Origin of the sequence: Streptomyces kurssanovii (genome assembly GCF_040677245.1) — a bacterium.
GTDB classification, from domain to species: domain Bacteria; phylum Actinomycetota; class Actinomycetes; order Streptomycetales; family Streptomycetaceae; genus Streptomyces; species Streptomyces kurssanovii.
The window spans coordinates 1-16,843 of the sequence record NZ_JBFAQK010000015.1 but is presented as its reverse complement, the minus strand read 5'-3'; the positions used below and the strand labels follow the sequence as shown (position 1 = coordinate 16,843).

General features: G+C 71.7%; 17 protein-coding genes. 14 read left to right on the top strand and 3 right to left on the bottom strand.

Annotation, left to right across the window (positions count from 1 at the left end; translation table 11 throughout):
* Positions 1-76 precede the first annotated feature (76 nt).
* Together AB0K36_RS13705 and AB0K36_RS13700 are read left to right on the top strand one after the other, a co-directional pair.
* Positions 77-1,276, top strand: a complete 1,200-nt coding sequence (locus AB0K36_RS13705; RefSeq protein ID WP_189470370.1) for a sensor histidine kinase — start codon at positions 77-79, stop codon at positions 1,274-1,276.
* Positions 1,277-1,305: 29 nt separating this feature from the next.
* Complete coding sequence (locus tag AB0K36_RS13700) at positions 1,306-1,980, top strand: response regulator (RefSeq protein ID WP_159689055.1); 675 nt, start codon at positions 1,306-1,308, stop codon at positions 1,978-1,980.
* Between the two features lie 39 nt (positions 1,981-2,019).
* Here the strand turns inward: AB0K36_RS13700 and AB0K36_RS13695 are convergent, their stop codons facing one another.
* Positions 2,020-3,132 (bottom strand): DUF5937 family protein, encoded by a 1,113-nt coding sequence (locus AB0K36_RS13695; protein WP_364593030.1) that lies wholly within the window; start codon positions 3,130-3,132, stop codon positions 2,020-2,022.
* A gap of 104 nt (positions 3,133-3,236) precedes the next feature.
* Between AB0K36_RS13695 and AB0K36_RS13690 the strand changes: the two genes are divergently transcribed.
* Positions 3,237-3,428, top strand: a complete 192-nt coding sequence (locus tag AB0K36_RS13690) for a hypothetical protein (RefSeq protein ID WP_364592761.1) — start codon at positions 3,237-3,239, stop codon at positions 3,426-3,428.
* Between the two features lie 322 nt (positions 3,429-3,750).
* Here the strand turns inward: AB0K36_RS13690 and AB0K36_RS13685 are convergent, their stop codons facing one another.
* Positions 3,751-4,941 carry a threonine aldolase family protein gene (locus AB0K36_RS13685; RefSeq protein WP_364593027.1) on the bottom strand — a complete coding sequence of 397 codons (1,191 nt, stop codon included), beginning with the start codon at positions 4,939-4,941 and terminating at the stop codon, positions 3,751-3,753.
* 199 nt (positions 4,942-5,140) lie between these two features.
* Between AB0K36_RS13685 and AB0K36_RS13680 the strand changes: the two genes are divergently transcribed.
* From AB0K36_RS13680 to AB0K36_RS13635, 10 genes are all read left to right on the top strand, one after another.
* Positions 5,141-6,061 (top strand): Rossmann-like and DUF2520 domain-containing protein, encoded by a 921-nt coding sequence (locus tag AB0K36_RS13680; protein ID WP_159689047.1) that lies wholly within the window; start codon positions 5,141-5,143, stop codon positions 6,059-6,061.
* A complete protein-coding gene (gene panC, locus AB0K36_RS13675; RefSeq protein WP_364592758.1) occupies positions 6,058-7,104 on the top strand; it encodes a pantoate--beta-alanine ligase in 1,047 nt (348 codons plus the stop codon). The genes AB0K36_RS13680 and panC overlap by 4 nt, the downstream gene beginning before the upstream one ends.
* On the top strand, positions 7,101-8,813 hold the full coding sequence (locus tag AB0K36_RS13670) for an L-aspartate oxidase (protein WP_364592755.1): 1,713 nt from the start codon (positions 7,101-7,103) through the stop codon (positions 8,811-8,813). The genes panC and AB0K36_RS13670 overlap by 4 nt, the downstream gene beginning before the upstream one ends.
* Before the next feature lie 2 nt (positions 8,814-8,815).
* Positions 8,816-9,820, top strand: coding sequence for a carboxylating nicotinate-nucleotide diphosphorylase (gene nadC / locus AB0K36_RS13665; protein WP_189470359.1), 1,005 nt, complete (start codon positions 8,816-8,818; stop codon positions 9,818-9,820).
* The gene (locus tag AB0K36_RS13660; protein ID WP_005314126.1) at positions 9,820-10,617 is read left to right on the top strand and encodes a type III pantothenate kinase; all 798 of its coding nucleotides are present in this window, start codon (positions 9,820-9,822) and stop codon (positions 10,615-10,617) included. Before nadC ends, AB0K36_RS13660 begins: the two co-directional genes overlap by 1 nt.
* 319 nt (positions 10,618-10,936) lie before the next feature.
* Positions 10,937-11,524, top strand: coding sequence for a hypothetical protein (locus tag AB0K36_RS13655; RefSeq protein ID WP_364593024.1), 588 nt, complete (start codon positions 10,937-10,939; stop codon positions 11,522-11,524).
* A 14-nt stretch (positions 11,525-11,538) separates the two neighbouring features.
* On the top strand, positions 11,539-11,712 hold the full coding sequence (locus tag AB0K36_RS13650; protein WP_189470355.1) for a hypothetical protein: 174 nt from the start codon (positions 11,539-11,541) through the stop codon (positions 11,710-11,712).
* A 104-nt stretch (positions 11,713-11,816) separates the two neighbouring features.
* The gene (locus AB0K36_RS13645; RefSeq protein ID WP_005314115.1) at positions 11,817-12,212 is read left to right on the top strand and encodes a BlaI/MecI/CopY family transcriptional regulator; all 396 of its coding nucleotides are present in this window, start codon (positions 11,817-11,819) and stop codon (positions 12,210-12,212) included.
* Positions 12,213-12,221: 9 nt separating this feature from the next.
* Positions 12,222-12,749 carry an amino-acid N-acetyltransferase gene (locus AB0K36_RS13640; protein ID WP_189470351.1) on the top strand — a complete coding sequence of 176 codons (528 nt, stop codon included), beginning with the start codon at positions 12,222-12,224 and terminating at the stop codon, positions 12,747-12,749.
* 146 nt (positions 12,750-12,895) lie between these two features.
* Complete coding sequence (locus AB0K36_RS13635) at positions 12,896-13,231, top strand: histone-like nucleoid-structuring protein Lsr2 (protein ID WP_189470348.1); 336 nt, start codon at positions 12,896-12,898, stop codon at positions 13,229-13,231.
* On the opposite strand, the gene AB0K36_RS13630 is transcribed toward AB0K36_RS13635, so the two are convergent.
* Complete coding sequence (locus tag AB0K36_RS13630; protein WP_364592748.1) at positions 13,210-13,776, bottom strand: SCO3374 family protein; 567 nt, start codon at positions 13,774-13,776, stop codon at positions 13,210-13,212. The two genes, AB0K36_RS13635 and AB0K36_RS13630, sit on opposite strands and share 22 nt — an antisense overlap.
* Before the next feature lie 431 nt (positions 13,777-14,207).
* Between AB0K36_RS13630 and AB0K36_RS13625 the strand changes: the two genes are divergently transcribed.
* Positions 14,208-16,733 carry an ATP-dependent Clp protease ATP-binding subunit gene (locus AB0K36_RS13625; protein WP_005314109.1) on the top strand — a complete coding sequence of 842 codons (2,526 nt, stop codon included), beginning with the start codon at positions 14,208-14,210 and terminating at the stop codon, positions 16,731-16,733.
* Positions 16,734-16,843: the final 110 nt, after the last annotated feature.

Genomic DNA, 16,843 nt, shown 5'->3' with positions numbered 1-16,843 from the left:
CGGAGTACGCCTCCGCTCCCCGGATCGCCCCTCCGGTTGACCCCTGCACCTATCTGCCTTCCCTACTCTGGGTTACGTGCAGCGCCTCTATGACTTCATCCGCAGACACCCGACGGGCGTCGACACCTTCTGGGCCGTCGCGCTCTTCGGATTCGCCATGCTGTGGGTGGTCGAGGTGCCGGACGGCGCCGGCCGCACCGGCGCGGCCGCGATCATCGTCACGGCACTGAGCCTGGTCGTGGCGATGCGCCGGCGGATGCCCGAACACATGCTGGTCCTCGCCGCGCTGGCGGGCGTCGCGCAGCTCGTGTTCGACGTCGGCGTCAATCCGGCGGACTTCGCGATGATGGTCATCATCTACACCGTCGCGGCGGTCGGCTCGCCCCGGTGGGCCTCGCGGCTGGCCCTGATCGGCGGTCTGTCGGCGGCGTCGCTGGCGCAGATCCGCTGGCCGGAGGAGGCGTCCGCGGTCTCCGAGCGGATCTTCATCACCGTCGTCATGAGCCTGCCGTTCGTCCTGGCGTGGGTCCTCGGCGACTCCATACGCACCCGGCGCGCCTACTTCGACCAGCTCGAGGAGCGCGCCACCCGCCTGGAGAAGGAACGCGAGGCGCAGGCCAAGGTCGCGGTGGCGGCAGAGCGGGCCAGGATCGCCCGCGAGCTCCACGACGTCGTCGCCCACAACGTGTCCGTGATGGTCGTGCAGGCCGACGGCGCCGCCTATGTCCTGGACGCCGCCCCCGACCAGGCCAAGCAGGCCCTCGAAACCATCTCGAGCACCGGCCGCCAGGCGCTCGCGGAGATGCGCCGGCTGCTCGGCGTGCTGCGCACCGGCGACGGGCCGGAGAGCGGCGAGTACGTCCCCCAGCCCGATGTGCAGCAGATCGAGGAACTGGTCGAGCACGTCCGCCGGGCGGGCCTGACCGTGGACTTCAAGGTCGAGGGAACGCCGCGTCCGCTGCCGAGCGGTGTCGAGCTCACCGCCTACCGGATCGTGCAGGAAGCCCTCACCAACACCCGTAAGCACGGCGGCCCGGACGCCGGCGCCAGCGTGCGGCTCGTCTACTTCGACGACGGGCTCGGGCTGCTCGTCGAGGACGACGGCCGCGGCGCCTCGCACGAGCTGTACGAGGACGGCGGCGCGGACGGCCGCGGCCACGGCCTCATCGGTATGCGGGAGCGCGTCGGTATGGTCGGCGGCACCCTGGACGCCGGACCCCGGCCCGGCGGAGGCTTCCGTATCAGTGCGCTGCTGCCGCTCAAGCCCGCCCACTAGTGCCCACAGAACCGAGGGACGGAACCCACATGTCCATCCGCGTGATGCTCGTCGACGACCAGGTGCTGCTGCGCACCGGCTTCCGCATGGTGCTCGCCGCCCAGCCGGACATGGAGGTCGTCGCGGAGGCCGGCGACGGCGCGGAGGCGATCGAGAACCTCCGGTCGACCGCCGTCGACGTCGTGCTGATGGACGTACGCATGCCGCGGCTCGACGGCGTCGAGGCGACGCGGCGCATCTGCGCGGAGCCGGACGCCCCCAAGGTGCTGATCCTGACCACCTTCGACCTCGACGAGTACGCCTTCTCGGGGCTGAAGGCCGGCGCCAGCGGCTTCATGCTCAAGGACGTGCCGCCCGGCGAACTGCTCGGCGCGATCCGTTCCGTGCACAGCGGTGACGCGGTCGTGGCGCCGTCGACGACGCGGCGGCTGCTGGACCGCTTCTCCCCGATGCTGCCCAGCGCCGGCCCGGAGCCTCGGCAGAAGGAGCTGGCCAGGCTGACGGAGCGGGAGCGGGAAGTGATGATGCTCGTCGCCCAGGGCCTGTCCAACGGGGAGATCGCGGGCCGCCTGGTGCTCTCCGAGGCCACGGTCAAGACACACGTCGGCCGCATCCTGACCAAGCTCGGCCTCCGTGACCGCGTGCAGGTGGTCGTGCTCGCCTACGAGACCGGGCTGGTCCGGGCCGGTGGCGGGGCGGGCTGACCGGCCTGCCGCCGACGGCTCCACGCCGCGGCCCCGCCGTCAGCGCAGCACCGTCTCGAGGAAGTCGCTCCCGAGCCGTGCGACGGCCGTCACGTCCAGCTGGTGCAGCACGTAACGGCCGCGCCTGCGGGTGGAGATCAGCTCGGCCTTCTTCAGCACGGCCAGGTGGCGCGAGACCTCGGGTGCGCTGATGCCGAGGGAGTCCGCGAGCTCGCTGGTCGTGTACGCGGCCCGGCCGAGGTTGCGGGACAGCCGCATCCGCATCGGATGGGCGAGCGCGTCCATGCGGAGCTTCAGCAGCTCCACGGAGGCGGCGCCCGGCAGTTCGGGCGCCCCGATCGGGTACTGGATCACCGGCTGCCAGCCGGGCGCGTGCACCACCATCAGATGCGGCCACCCGAAGCTGGACGGCAGCAGGGTGAGCCCGGCGCCGAACGCCGGGTCGGTGGCGGTGGTCCGCCCGTCCGCGAGCTTGTCGGCGCTGATCACGGTGCCGCCCTCGTCGAGCGACAGCGCGGGGGAGACGGCCCGCAGCGCCTCCGCGAGGCCCTTGCGGCGCATCAGCTCGGTCTTGTGGCGGGCGTCGGCGGCGAGTTGGGTCGAGACGCGGCTCCATGTGTCCGCGAAGAAGGCGTCGTCGCAGTCCTCGAAGAGCCGCCGCAGCCAGGCGCGTACGGACGCCGGGTCGGCCAGCAGCCGCCGGGTGAAGTCCAGTTGGCGGGGCCCGCGATTGGCCGCCAGATCGAGCGCGTGCGCCCGTCGTGAGGCGTCGACGAGCGGGGACGGGGCGCCGGTCGAGTACGTGCTGGCACAGGTGAACTCGAGCGCCGACGACACGAACCGCTCGTCGTCGAGCCGGTCGAGCAGGTCCAGCTCCTCCTTGAGGCTCGTGCCGATCCGTCCGGGCGCCGCCGGCAGCCCGGCGAAGGGCAGGAAGATGTCCGAGAACGTCGAACGCCACAGGAAGTCCGCCTCGTGCAGCCGGTCGGCGAGGTCCGGCTTCAGCCCGGCCGCCGTCGCCGTGGCCCAGCCGTGCAGCCCGGGATGGTGCCCGGGCTCGGAGAGCGCGTGCAGGGCCACGCCCAGCTCGGCGAGTGGGGAGATGTCGAAGACGATGCGCTCGGGGGCCAGCCCCGTGATGTCGATGGTCACGCTCACGACTCCATGGTGCGGGGTCCCGGGACCGGCGCGGCCACGTTTGACGTGCCTCGTCAATCGACGCGACGCGCGCCGGGCGGCGGGAGCAGCGTGAAGCCATGAACGCGATCCAGCAGCACCTGCTCGACCTGTACCGGGCCGCGCGGACCGACACCCCACCGCCGCCGCGCCCCGGCGACCACGACCTGCGGGCGCTCCGCGAGGCACGCGGCCACCGCCGTCTCCGCGCGGTCCTCACGGCCCGCCGGCCCGCCGGCCCGGCGGCCGATGCCCACCGGGCGCCCTGCTGACCACCCGGCGGGCCGCGCCGACCCCGGGCATCCCGTTGACCGCCTGCCGTTGCGCGCCGGGGCGTCCCGCCGCCCAGGGTCATCGCGCGCCAGGTGCCCCATCGACCGGGCCGGTCCGCCGGGAATCCCGCGCCCCGGGCGGTCCGCCGGGGTTCACACTGATGATCGGCCGATGGATGTCGGCGTCTGCTGTTGCGGGCCCGATGCCCGCAAGGGCGGCCTGCTGACCGCCCGCCCTTGCGCGCCGCGCGTCCTGCTGTCCCCGGGCCGTGCACGCCGGCGCCCTGCCGCGACGGCCGGCACAGGCGCGGCCGCCGGGGGGTCAGGCCGAGGCGGGGGCGGTCGCCCGGACGCGGCGTACGAACTCCGAGACCGCCTCCGACACGTCCCGCGGTGTCCACTCGAGGCCCTCGGACGCGACCGTCACCTCGGTGACCGAGACACCCGGCGGGCAGCCTTCCGAGAACCAGCGGCGGAAGAGCGTCACGCCCGTCTCCTCCGCCTGGGTCAGTGCCGCCTCGTTCAGCACGTCCTTGTCGTACGGCAGCCAGACCTGGAACTGGTGGGTGTGCGGAACGGGCGGGTGGATCCGTGCCCAGGGGACGGCCGGTTCGCGCAGCGCGTCCGTGAGCGCCGCGGCGACGACCTTCGCGTGGGCCACGTACGACGGCAGCCGCGGCAGCTCCCGCTCGAGGCCCAGCAGCGCCGACAGCGCGGCCGGGTACTGCTGGAACAGCTGGCCCCCGTACCGGTGCCGCCAGGCCCGTGCCTCGTCGATCAGCGGCGCCGGGCCGGCGAGCACCGCCCCCGACATGCCGTCCAGGGACTTGTAGAACGACACGTACACGCTGTCCGCCAGGGACGCGATCTCGTCGAGCGGGCGGCCGAAGTGCGGGGCGCACTCCCACAGACGCGCGCCGTCGAAGTGCACCACCGCATCACGTTCACGCGCCGCCTCCACGACAGCCACCAGCTCGTCCCAGGTGGGCAGGACGAAGCCGGCGTCCCGCAGCGGCAGTTCGAGCATCAGCGCGCCGAAGGGCTCGTCGCACTCGCGCACCTCGTCGGCCGTCGGCAGCCGCGGCTCCGCCGTCGGGTGGACCGTGCGCAGGCCGCTCACCACGGAGAAGGCGGAGCGTTCATGCACCTCCGGATGCGCCTGGGGATGCAGCGCGACCGTCGCGTTCCCGGTGCGCGCCGCCCAGCAGCGCAGCGCCACCTGCTGCGCCATCGTGCCGGTCGGGAAGAACGCGGCGGCCGGGAAACCGAGCAGCGAGGCCGTACGCCGCTCCAGCTCCGTGACGACCCCGTTGCCGTACACGTCGGTCCAGTCGTCCAGGTCGTGCACGTCGCCCGCGGCCTCCGCCAGCGCCGCGAGGCGCTCGCCGATCCGCCGGTCGGCTGAGACACGCGACAGCACGCGGTCCGACGCGCGCCACGCGGCGAGGCGGCGGCGCCGCGCCTCCTGCTCGTCCGGGGCGTCCTGCCCGTCCTGCCCGGTCTGTCCGTCCAGGGCGTCCGGCTCCGTCCGGTGGTCCCGGTCGTCGGGCTCCGCCTGCTTGCCGTACTCGTTCGTTCCGTTCGTGTCCGTCACGGTCCGATCATCGCCCACAGCCTGTGGACAACTGCGGGGGTGCCGGAAACGCTGGCGTAGCATCGTGGACGAGAAAACGTCCGGTACCCGTGCGGACTGGAACGGAAGGCACCGCCGCGTGAATCCCACAGCACCACAGGAACCGCTCGACCCGCGGGACCGCCCCGCCCGGCTCACCGTCGGCGTGGTCGGAGCGGGCCGGGTAGGGCCCGCGCTCGCCGCGTCCCTGCAACTCGCCGGTCACCGGCCGGTCGCCGCGTCGGGAGTCTCCGACGCCTCCGTCCGCCGGGCCGCCGCCATGCTTCCCGATGTCCCGCTGGTGACGCCCGCGGACGTGCTGGCCCGCGCGGAGCTCGTGCTGCTGACCGTGCCCGACGACGCGCTCCCCGGCCTGGTGGAGGGCCTCGTCGAGACCGGCGCCGTACGGCCCGGGCAGCTGCTCGTGCACACGTCCGGCCGGTACGGCACCAAGGTGCTCGAGCCCGCTCTGCGGGCCGGGGCGCTGCCGTTGGCCCTGCACCCCGCGATGACCTTCACCGGCACGGCGGTCGACGTGCAGCGGCTGGCCGGCTGCTCGTTCGGCGTGACCGCGCCGGAGGAGCTGCGGCTGGCCGCGGAGGCGCTGGTCATCGAGATGGGCGGCGAGCCCGAGTGGATCGAGGAGCAGAACCGCCCGCTCTACCACGCGGCCCTCGCGCTCGGCGCGAACCACCTGGTCACGCTGGTCGCCCAGTCGATGGAGCTGCTGCGCGCCGCGGGCGTCGGCGCGCCCGACAGGATGCTCGGCCCCCTCCTCGGCGCCGCCCTGGACAACGCCCTGCGTTCCGGTGACGCGGCCCTTACGGGGCCGGTCGCCAGAGGCGACGCGGGCACCGTCGCCGCGCACGTCGCCGAGCTGCGCAAACACGCTCCCGCCGCCGTCGCCGGCTATCTGGCGATGGCCCGTACGACCGCCGACCGCGCCCTCGCGCACGGCATGCTCAAGCCGGAGCTCGCGGAAGACCTGCTGGGCGTGCTGGCCGAGGGGGACCTGCGATGAGCCGCGCCTTCGAGCTCGTACCGACCAGGGAGGACCTGCGGTACGTGGTGGAGCACCACGCCGTCCCCGGCCGCACCGCCGTCGTGATGACCATGGGCGCCCTCCATCAGGGACATGCCTCCCTGATCCGTACCGCGCGTGAGCGTGTCGGACCCAAGGGCTTCGTCATCGTCACCGTCTTCGTCAACCCCCTCCAGTTCGGAGCGGGCGAGGATCTCGACCGTTACCCGCGCACCCTCGACGCCGATCTCCGGACGGCCGAAGAGGCGGGCGCCGACGTGGTGTTCGCCCCGTCCGTCGACGAGGTCTACCCGGGCGGGCAGCCGCAGGTCCGCATCACGGCCGGCCCCATGGGGGAGCGTCTCGAAGGCCGCACCCGCCCGGGCCACTTCGACGGCATGCTCACCGTCGTCGCCAAGCTGCTCCATCTCACCGGCCCGGACGTGGCGCTGTTCGGGCAGAAGGACGCCCAGCAGCTGGCCCTGATCCGCCGGATGGTGCGCGACCTGAACTTCCCGGTCGAGATCGTCGGCGTGCCCACCGTCCGCGAGGACGACGGCCTCGCGCTGTCCAGCCGTAACCGCTACCTGTCGGCGGGCGAGCGACGGACCGCCCTCGCCCTCTCCCGCGCCCTGTTCGCGGCGGCCGACCGGCTCGCCGCCCAGCAGGCCCTGCACGCCAGGGCCGAAGCGGTGCCGGCCGCGCCCGCCCGGGCCGCCGCGCTCTCCAAGCTCGGCGAGGCCCGCGCGGCGGCGGACGCGCACGCGGTCGCGCAGGCATGGCCGCCCGTCGGCGCCGACGCCGTACGGGCCGCTGCCCGGACCGTCCTGGACGAGGCGGCGAAGGCGAAACCGCCGCTGGCGCTGGACTATGTGGCACTCGTCGACCCGGCGACCTTCGAGGAGGTTGCCGACGACCACAGGGGCGAGGCGGTCCTCGCCGTCGCGGCCAAGGTCGGCTCGACCCGCCTCATCGACAACATCCCCCTGGACTTCGGGACCGCCCACCCCGGGACCGCACTGACCGACGGAGCCGCCACGTGACCGGAATACGGCTGACCGCCCCCGCCCCGGGCTGGGCCATCGACGCGGACGTCGTCGTGGTCGGCTCGGGTGTCGCCGGACTCACGGCGGCCCTGCGCTGCGCAGCGTCCGGTCTGGACACGGTCGTCGTCACCAAGGCCCGTCTCGACGACGGCTCCACCCGCTGGGCGCAGGGCGGCATCGCCGCGGCGCTGGGCGACGGTGACACCCCGGAACAGCACCTGGAGGACACCTTGGTGGCGGGTGCCGGCCTGTGTGACGAGGCGGCGGTACGGGCCCTCGTCACCGAAGGGCCCGACGCCGTGCGCCGGCTGATCGCCACCGGCGCGCACTTCGACACCGACCCGGCGTCCGGCGAGATCGAGCTGACCCGTGAGGGCGGTCACCACCGGCGTCGCATCGCGCACGCCGGCGGCGACGCGACCGGCGCGGAGATCTCCCGCGCCCTGGTCGACGCGGTTCGCGACCAGGGGCTGCGGACCATCGAGAACGCCCTGGTCCTCGACCTGCTCACCGACGCCGACGGGCGGACGGCGGGCATCACGCTGCACGTCATGGGCGAGGGCCAGCACGACGGCGTGGGCGCGGTCCACGCGCCGACGGTCGTGCTCGCCACCGGCGGCATGGGACAGGTCTTCTCCGCGACCACCAACCCCGCTGTGTCCACCGGCGACGGCGTGGCGCTCGCGCTGCGCGCCGGCGCGGAGGTCTCGGACATCGAGTTCGTCCAGTTCCACCCGACGGTGCTCTTCCTCGGCCCGGACAGCGAGGGCCAGCAGCCGCTGGTCTCCGAGGCGGTACGGGGCGAGGGCGCCCACCTGGTCGACGCGGCCGGCGTCCGCTTCATGGTCGGACAGCACGAACTGGCCGAGCTCGCCCCCCGCGACATCGTCGCCAAGGGCATCATGCGCCGCATGCAGGAGCAGGGCGCCGACCATATGCTCCTGGACGCCCGCCACTTCGGCGCCGAGATGTGGGAGCAGCGCTTCCCCACGATCCTCGCCGCCTGCCGGTCCCACGGCTTCGACCCGGTCACCGAGCCGATCCCGGTCGCTCCCGCCGCCCACTACGCGTCGGGCGGCGTGCGCACCGATCTGCAGGGCCGTACCACCGTCCCCGGTCTGTACGCCTGCGGCGAGGTCGCCTGCACCGGCGTCCACGGCGCCAACCGGCTCGCGTCCAACTCGCTGCTCGAGGGGCTCGTCTTCGCGGAGCGCATCGCCGCCGACATCGCCGCCAGGCGGCCCTGGCCGGCCGTCGCGCCCGCCGCACCCCGGGAGCCGTCCCTGCTGCCGCTCATCGCCCCGGAGGAGCGCGCGGAGATCCAGCGGATCATGTCCCACGGCGCGGGTGTGCTGCGCTCGGCGGCGTCGCTCACCGCCGCGGCCGCCGCCCTCGAGTCGGTGTACGTGACCGCCGTGCAGGAGCGCGAAGGCTCCGGAAAGACCGCGGAGCCCGGCGTCGAGTCGTGGGAGACCTCGAACCTCCTGTGCGTGGCCCGCGTGCTGACCGCGGCGGCCCTGGAGCGCGAGGAGACCCGCGGCTGCCACTGGCGCGAGGACCGTCCCGAGCGCGACGACGCCGACTGGCGGCGCCATCTCGTCGTACGGCTCGAGCCGGACCGCCGGCTCGTCGTCCGGCACACCGACGGGACCGGGTTCCCGTCCACCGATACCTTGTCCGTCCCCGACGCACCCAGGGAGCCGTAACCGTGAGCACGCCCGATGAACGCCCGAGCCCCGTGGACGTACCGCTGATCCAGATCGGCGCCCCGGCCGGCGGCGGCTGCGGGGACGACTGCGGCTGCGCCGACGAGGTGTACGAGTGCGGTCTGGACCCCGCGCTCGCCACGCTCCTCGCCGAGGCAGGGCTCGACCCCGTCCAGGTCGAGGACATCGCGCACCTGGCCATCGAGGAGGACCTGGACGGCGGCGTCGACGTGACGAGCGTCGCGACCGTCCCCCAGGACGCCGTCGCCACCGGCGACTTCACCGCCCGTGAGGCGGGCACGGTCGCCGGTCTGCGGGTCGCGGAGGCGATCCTGTCGATCGTCTGCACCACCGAGTTCGAGGTGGAGCGGCACGTCGAGGACGGCGACCGCGTCGAGGCGGGCCAGAAGCTCCTCTCCGTCACCGCGGGCACCCGCGACCTGCTGACCGGCGAGCGCAGCGCACTCAACATCCTGTGCCGCCTCTCCGGCATCGCCACGGCCACCCGCGCCTGGGCCGATGTCCTCGAGGGCACCAAGGCGAAGGTCCGAGACACCCGCAAGACCACGGCCGGCCTGCGCGCCCTGGAGAAGTACGCGGTGCGCTGCGGCGGCGGCGTCAACCACCGCATGTCGCTGTCCGACGCCGCGCTGGTCAAGGACAACCACGTGGTGGCGGCCGGCGGCGTCGCGGCGGCCTTCAAGGCCGTGCGGGACCGCTTCCCGGACCTGCCGATCGAGGTCGAGGTGGACACCCTCGACCAGGTGCGCGAGGTCCTGGACGCGGGCGCCGACCTGATCCTGCTCGACAACTTCACCCCGGCCGAGACGGCGGAGGCGGTCACGCTGGTCGCGGGCCGCGCGGTCCTGGAGTCCTCGGGCCGCCTCGCGCTCGACAACGCCCGTGCGTACGCCGAGACCGGCGTCGACTACCTCGCGGTGGGCGCCCTCACGCATTCCTCGCCGATCCTCGACATCGGCCTCGACCTCCGCGAGGTCGAGAGCTGATGCTGCTCACCATCGACGTCGGCAACACCCACACCGTCCTGGGCCTGTTCGACGGCGAGGAGATCGTCGAGCACTGGCGCATCTCCACGGACTCACGGCGCACCGCCGACGAGCTCGCCGTCCTGCTCCAGGGCCTGATGGGCATGCACCCGCTGCTCGGCGACGAACTCGGCGACGGCATCGAGGGCATCGCGATCTGCTCCACCGTCCCCTCGGTGCTGCACGAGCTCCGCGAGGTGACCCGCCGCTACTACGGCGACGTCCCGGCGGTGCTCGTGGAGCCCGGTATCAAGACCGGTGTGCCGATCCTGATGGACAACCCGAAGGAGGTCGGCGCGGACCGCATCATCAACGCGGTCGCCGCGGTGGACCTCTACGGCGGCCCCGCGATCGTCGTCGACTTCGGCACGGCGACGACGTTCGACGCGGTCAGCGCGCGGGGCGAGTACACCGGCGGTGTGATCGCTCCCGGTATCGAGATCTCCGTCGAGGCGCTCGGCGTCAAGGGCGCGCAGCTGCGCAAGATCGAGCTGGCCCGCCCGCGGAGCGTGATCGGCAAGAACACCGTGGAGGCCATGCAGTCCGGCATCGTCTACGGCTTCGCGGGCCAGGTGGACGGCGTCGTCCAGCGGATGAAGCGCGAGCTGGCGGAGGACCCGGACGACGTGACGGTGATCGCGACGGGCGGTCTCGCCCCGATGGTCCTCGGCGAGGCGACGGCGATCGACGAGCACGAGCCGTGGCTGACGCTGATCGGGCTCCGCCTGGTCTACGAGCGCAACGTCTCCCGCATGTGACACCCGGAGGCGCCGGGTCTGCGGCGCCTCCCGGCGGGGGCGGGAAGCGCTGCCGTCCGCCGTTGCAACTTCTGCCGGCGGGCCGGATGCCCTGCCTGCCGGCCCTCTGCCGCTGGGCGCTGGAGGCCTTTCCGGGCCCGGAGGCCCTGACGCCGGGGGGTGCCGGACGTGGTTCAGCTCGGCGCGGACCGGGCCGGGCGCCGCCACGTCATCCGTACCCGGACCCCACGCCGCGCCCACATTCGGGCGTTAAGAGGATTTTGTCCATTTAGCACGTATGGTCCGGGGCATGCCCACGCCATACGGATCCCGTGGCGGCATGGCGTTCGGTGCGGACGAGCTGCGTGTGCTCCGACGCGCCCTCGCCGTCGCCCTTCACCCCGTCCCCTTGGCCGACGACGATGTCCGGGAATGTCTGCGCCTGGCCGACTCCGTCGACGAGGCGGTCCGCGAGGCAGGCCGGCTGCGTGCGTTCCTCGTCGCCGACCTCGCCCGCTACCGCGACGCCCTGCCCGGCACGGCCACCAGCTACCTGGAGCGCCTCCAGGACGCCCTAGCCGCCGGTTACGACCCACGCCCGGACGATCTGGCGGCTCTGCGCGCCCTGCGCGGCAATCCGGCCGCCGCGGCCGTGCTGCGGCGCTGTCAGGGTCTGGCGGAGCAGTCGGTGCGCGACCGGCTCGCCGGCCGCGTCGTCCACGTCCCGGCGCCCGCCCAGGCGCCCCGGCGTGCCCGGCTCCTCGCCCTCCCCGGCGGCCGCGCCGCCGACGCGCCGAAGCCCAAACCGCAACCGCAGCCTCAGCCGAAGCAGCCGTCGCCGGACGAGCGCCCCGTTCCCAAGCCCTCCGAGGTGTTCCCGCCGCGCCGAAAGCCCGTGCCCCCGCCGGAGCAGTGGGCCGTCGGCTAGTTACCCTGGACGGCATGGACTACGTTTCCGCGCTTGTGCCTCCCGTGGTGATGGCCGTGTTCTTCATCGGCCTGGTCGTGACGATCGTCAAGAGCCAGGGCGGTCCGAACAAGGCCAAGGAGGACGCCGCCGTGGACGCGGCGCTGGCCCGGACGGAGTCCGGTCCGCAGACCGGACGCGACAACTGAGGGCCGTCCCCGACGACCGAGGACGCACGGCGGAATTCCCGCCGTGCGTCCTTTTTGTCACGTCGAAGGACGGTTGATCCTGGATCTCCCACTATGGTGGTGGTGTGCCCCGCCAATTGGGAGAGCTCGAAGACGCCGTCATGACACGGATCTGGCAATGGAACCGGCCGGTGACGGTCAGGGAAGTCCTGGAAGACCTCCAGAAGGAACGGTCCATCGCCTACACCACTGTCATGACGGTAATGGACAATCTCCATCAGAAGGGCTGGGTCCGCCGGGAAGTCGAGGGCCGGGCCTATCGATATAGAGCGGTCTCCACCCGTGCCGCGTACGCGGCCGCACTGATGAACGAAGCCTGGTCCAAGAGCGACAACCCCGCGGCGGCTCTTGTCGCCTTCTTCGGCATGATGTCCCCCGAGCAGCGCGAGTCGCTGCAAGCCGCAGTGCGTCTCGTTCAGGGCAACGAGGCCGCCGAGGACCCGGGAGCCGCGGAGCGATAGCGTCGGCCCATGCCTTATGCCGCAGCAAATGCCTTCACCGTCCGGCGCGCGAGGACCGGCGATGTGCCGGACGTGCGCCGGCTCGTGGACCCGTACGTCGGTGAAGGCATCCTGCTCGACAAAGCGACGGTGACCCTTTACGAGGCCATCCAGGAGTTCTGGGTCGCCGAACGCGACGAGGACGGCCTGGTTGTCGGCTGCGGCGCCCTCCACGTCATGTGGGAGGACCTCGCGGAAGTGCGCACTCTCGCCGTGGACCCGGCCTTCAAGGGTCACGGCATCGGACACCGGGTTCTCGAGAAGCTGGTGGCCACCGCGCGCAGGCTGGGAGTGCGCAGAGTTTTCTGCCTCACCTTCGAAGTGGACTTCTTCGGTAAGCACGGCTTCGTCGAGATCGGGGAGACTCAGACGCCCGTCGACACCGATGTCTACGCCGAGCTCCTGCGTTCCTATGACGAGGGTGTCGCCGAGTTCCTCGGTCTCGAACGAGTGAAGCCGAACACCTTGGGCAACAGTCGGATGCTTCTGCACCTGTGATCGCCACTAGAGCGTCGGATCCCTATGTCCGAATCGCGCACGTTTCCCGCGTTCTCGCGGTTCTGAACCTCTGTCAAGGGTTTGTGTTTTCCAGGGAAAAGCGGTTTCCTTTCCGCGTACTGCATTTTCGATGAAAGGAAATCCCGGTGGCACAGAAGGTTCAGGTCCTTCTTGTCGACGACCTCGACGGCGGCGAGGCGGACGAGACGGTGACGTTCGCACTGGACGGCAAGACCTACGAGATCGACCTCACCACCGCCAATGCGGACAAGCTCCGGGGTCTGCTCGAGCCGTACACCAAGAGCGGCCGGCGTACCGGTGGCCGTGCGGCGACCGGCCGTGGCAAGGGTCGCGCGACGACGGGCGGCAACAAGGACACCGCCGAGATCCGCGCCTGGGCGAAGGCGAACGGCTTCGAGGTCAACGACCGCGGCCGTGTCCCCGCGACGGTTCGTGAGGCTTACGAGAAGGCCAACGGCTGACTTGTCGCCCGTCGCGTGTCCGCACGCGCCGTACGCGTCAGCCGGGCCCGGTGGCACTCTGTGGCCGCCGTGTCCACCAGCCGTACGAGATCGGGGGCATCCCCACTGCCCCCGAGGCCGGCGAGAGCGGGCAGCTGTGCCTCGCGCCCCGGCGCGGGGGGCCGCAGCCACATGGCGGCCGGGCGGGTGCCAGGACGCCCGGGCGGCGGCGGGGCGGTCATCGCTCCGCCCGCGCCGAGGGCCGTGATGTCGAGATCGACACCGCCCCATTCCAGCCAGTCGAGCAGTCCCGGCAGCTCCTCCGCGCTTCCCGGAGCGACCAGCAGCCGCATGCGCCGCCCCATGAGGGCGACCGGCCCGGTGCAGGCGACCCGGCGGAGCACCGCCGCTCCGGCGTCCGCCGACAGGTCGAGCACGTCGAACCGCACTCCCGTCGCGAGCCGCACGGGACTGCCGTCCGTCGCCGCCCAGCCGAGCTCGCTGCGGTACCACTGCGCGGCGCCGCCCTCGAAGGGCGTGCGGGGGGACGGCACGGTGAAGGGCATGTCCCGCAAACTCCGCACCCGCCGTGAGGGTTACGCACAGTGCCGTATCCAGTGCAGACCGTCACGGAATCGGGGGCGCGCACGCGCGCGGAACGGCGCAAGGTTGTTCGCCCGTAGCGGAGGGACGGGGTGCACGCGGCATGGACTGTCGGTGGCTGAGGGTAAGACAGTCCTAGTGGGGAGGGGCGACACGCTCGCACGGCAGTCTCACGTTCGCCATCGGCGTAGTGGCGGTGGGGGTAACTGCCTGGCCTGCGGGAACATCGTCTCGCACCATCGGGTTGGAGCAGTTGTCGGCGTTCAGGGGTCAGGAGGCCACAGACGGGTGTCGGCAGTTGGAATGAGCGGTCCCCGCTTGCGGGACTAAGCTGCGGAAGGACAGGGAGGGGACCGACCCCTTACTGCCTGACCGCTCTGAGGAGCGATTAACGATGTTCGAGAGGTTCACCGACCGCGCGCGGCGGGTTGTCGTCCTGGCTCAGGAAGAAGCCCGGATGCTCAACCACAACTACATCGGCACCGAGCACATCCTCCTGGGCCTTATCCACGAGGGTGAGGGTGTCGCCGCTAAGGCCCTGGAGAGCCTCGGGATTTCGCTCGAGGCGGTCCGCCAGCAGGTGGAGGAGATCATCGGCCAGGGCCAGCAGGCCCCGTCCGGTCACATCCCCTTCACGCCCCGTGCCAAGAAGGTCCTGGAGCTGTCGCTCCGCGAGGCTCTTCAGCTGGGCCACAACTACATCGGCACCGAGCACATCCTGCTCGGCCTGATCCGCGAGGGCGAGGGCGTCGCCGCCCAGGTCCTCGTGAAGCTGGGCGCCGATCTCAACCGGGTGCGGCAGCAGGTCATCCAGCTGCTCTCCGGATACCAGGGCAAGGAGGCCGCCACGGCAGGCGGCCCGGCCGAGGGCACGCCTTCGACCTCCCTCGTCCTCGACCAGTTCGGCCGGAACCTCACCCAGGCCGCTCGTGAGTCCAAGCTCGACCCGGTCATCGGGCGCGAGAAGGAGATCGAGCGGGTCATGCAGGTGCTGTCCCGCCGTACCAAGAACAACCCGGTCCTCATCGGCGAGCCCGGCGTCGGTAAGACGGCGGTCGTCGAGGGCCTGGCGCAGGCCATCGTCAAGGGCGAGGTGCCCGAGACCCTCAAGGACAAGCACCTCTACACCCTGGACCTCGGCGCGCTGGTGGCCGGCTCCCGCTACCGCGGTGACTTCGAGGAGCGCCTGAAGAAGGTCCTCAAGGAGATCCGCACCCGCGGCGACATCATCCTGTTCATCGACGAGCTCCACACCCTGGTGGGTGCGGGCGCCGCCGAGGGCGCGATCGACGCCGCGAGCATCCTCAAGCCGATGCTGGCGCGAGGCGAGCTGCAGACCATCGGCGCCACCACGCTCGACGAGTACCGCAAGCACCTGGAGAAGGACGCAGCGCTCGAGCGCCGCTTCCAGCCCATCCAGGTCGCGGAGCCGTCGCTGCCGCACACCATCGAGATCCTCAAGGGTCTGCGCGACCGTTACGAGGCCCACCACAGGGTCTCCATCACGGACGAGGCGCTGGTCCAGGCCGCCACCCTGGCCGACCGGTACATCTCGGACCGCTTCCTGCCGGACAAGGCGATCGACCTGATCGACGAGGCCGGCTCCCGGATGCGTATCCGCCGGATGACCGCGCCGCCGGACCTGCGCGAGTTCGACGAGAAGATCGCCGGTGTCCGCCGCGACAAGGAGTCCGCGATCGACTCCCAGGACTTCGAGAAGGCAGCTTCGCTCCGCGACAAGGAGAAGCAGCTGCTGGCGGCGAAGGCCAAGCGGGAGAAGGAGTGGAAGGCCGGCGACATGGACGTCGTCGCCGAGGTCGACGGCGAGCTGATCGCCGAGGTCCTCGCGACCGCCACCGGCATCCCGGTCTTCAAGCTGACCGAGGAGGAGTCCTCGCGTCTGCTGCGCATGGAGGACGAGCTCCACAAGCGCGTCATCGGGCAGAAGGACGCCATCAAGGCCCTCTCGCAGGCCATCCGCCGTACGCGAGCCGGTCTGAAGGACCCGAAGCGCCCCGGTGGCTCGTTCATCTTCGCCGGTCCGTCCGGCGTGGGTAAGACCGAGCTCTCCAAGACGCTCGCCGAATTCCTCTTCGGCGACGAGGACGCGCTGATCTCCCTCGACATGTCGGAGTTCAGCGAGAAGCACACGGTTTCCCGTCTCTTCGGTTCGCCCCCCGGATACGTGGGCTACGAAGAGGGCGGCCAGCTCACCGAGAAGGTGCGCCGGAAGCCGTTCTCCGTCGTCCTCTTCGACGAGGTCGAGAAGGCCCACCCCGATATCTTCAATTCCCTTCTGCAGATCCTGGAGGACGGTCGTCTGACCGACTCCCAGGGCCGCGTCGTGGACTTCAAGAACACGGTCATCATCATGACGACCAACCTCGGGACCCGGGACATCTCCAAGGGCTTCAACCTGGGCTTCGCCGCCCAGGGCGACGTCAAGTCGAACTACGACCGGATGAAGGTCAAGGTCAACGAAGAGCTGAAGCAGCACTTCCGGCCGGAGTTCCTCAACCGTGTCGACGACACGGTCGTCTTCCACCAGCTCACCGAGGAAGACATCATCCAGATCGTCGACCTCATGATCGCCAAGGTGGACGAGCGTCTGAAGGACCGCGACATGGGCCTCGAGCTCAGCGCCACGGCCAAGTCGCTCCTCGCCAAGAAGGGCTACGACCCCGTCCTGGGTGCCCGGCCGCTGCGCCGGACGATCCAGCGCGAGATCGAGGACATCCTGTCGGAGAAGATCCTCTTCGGCGAGCTGCGCCCCGGTCACATCGTGGTCGTGGACACCGAGGGCGAGGGTGAGGAGAAGAAGTTCACCTTCCGCGGCGAGGAGAAGTCGGCTCTGCCCGACGTCCCGCCGATCGAGCAGGCGGCCGGTGGCACCGGTCCGAACCTGTCGAAGGACGCGTAACGGCCCTGCCGGGCCGGCCGACGTGACGGGGCGGGGGGGGGGGCCCCCAAAAGCCGAGCGCCCCCCCGCACAGACAGGCGCCCACGACGCGTAGACAACAAAAGGACAAC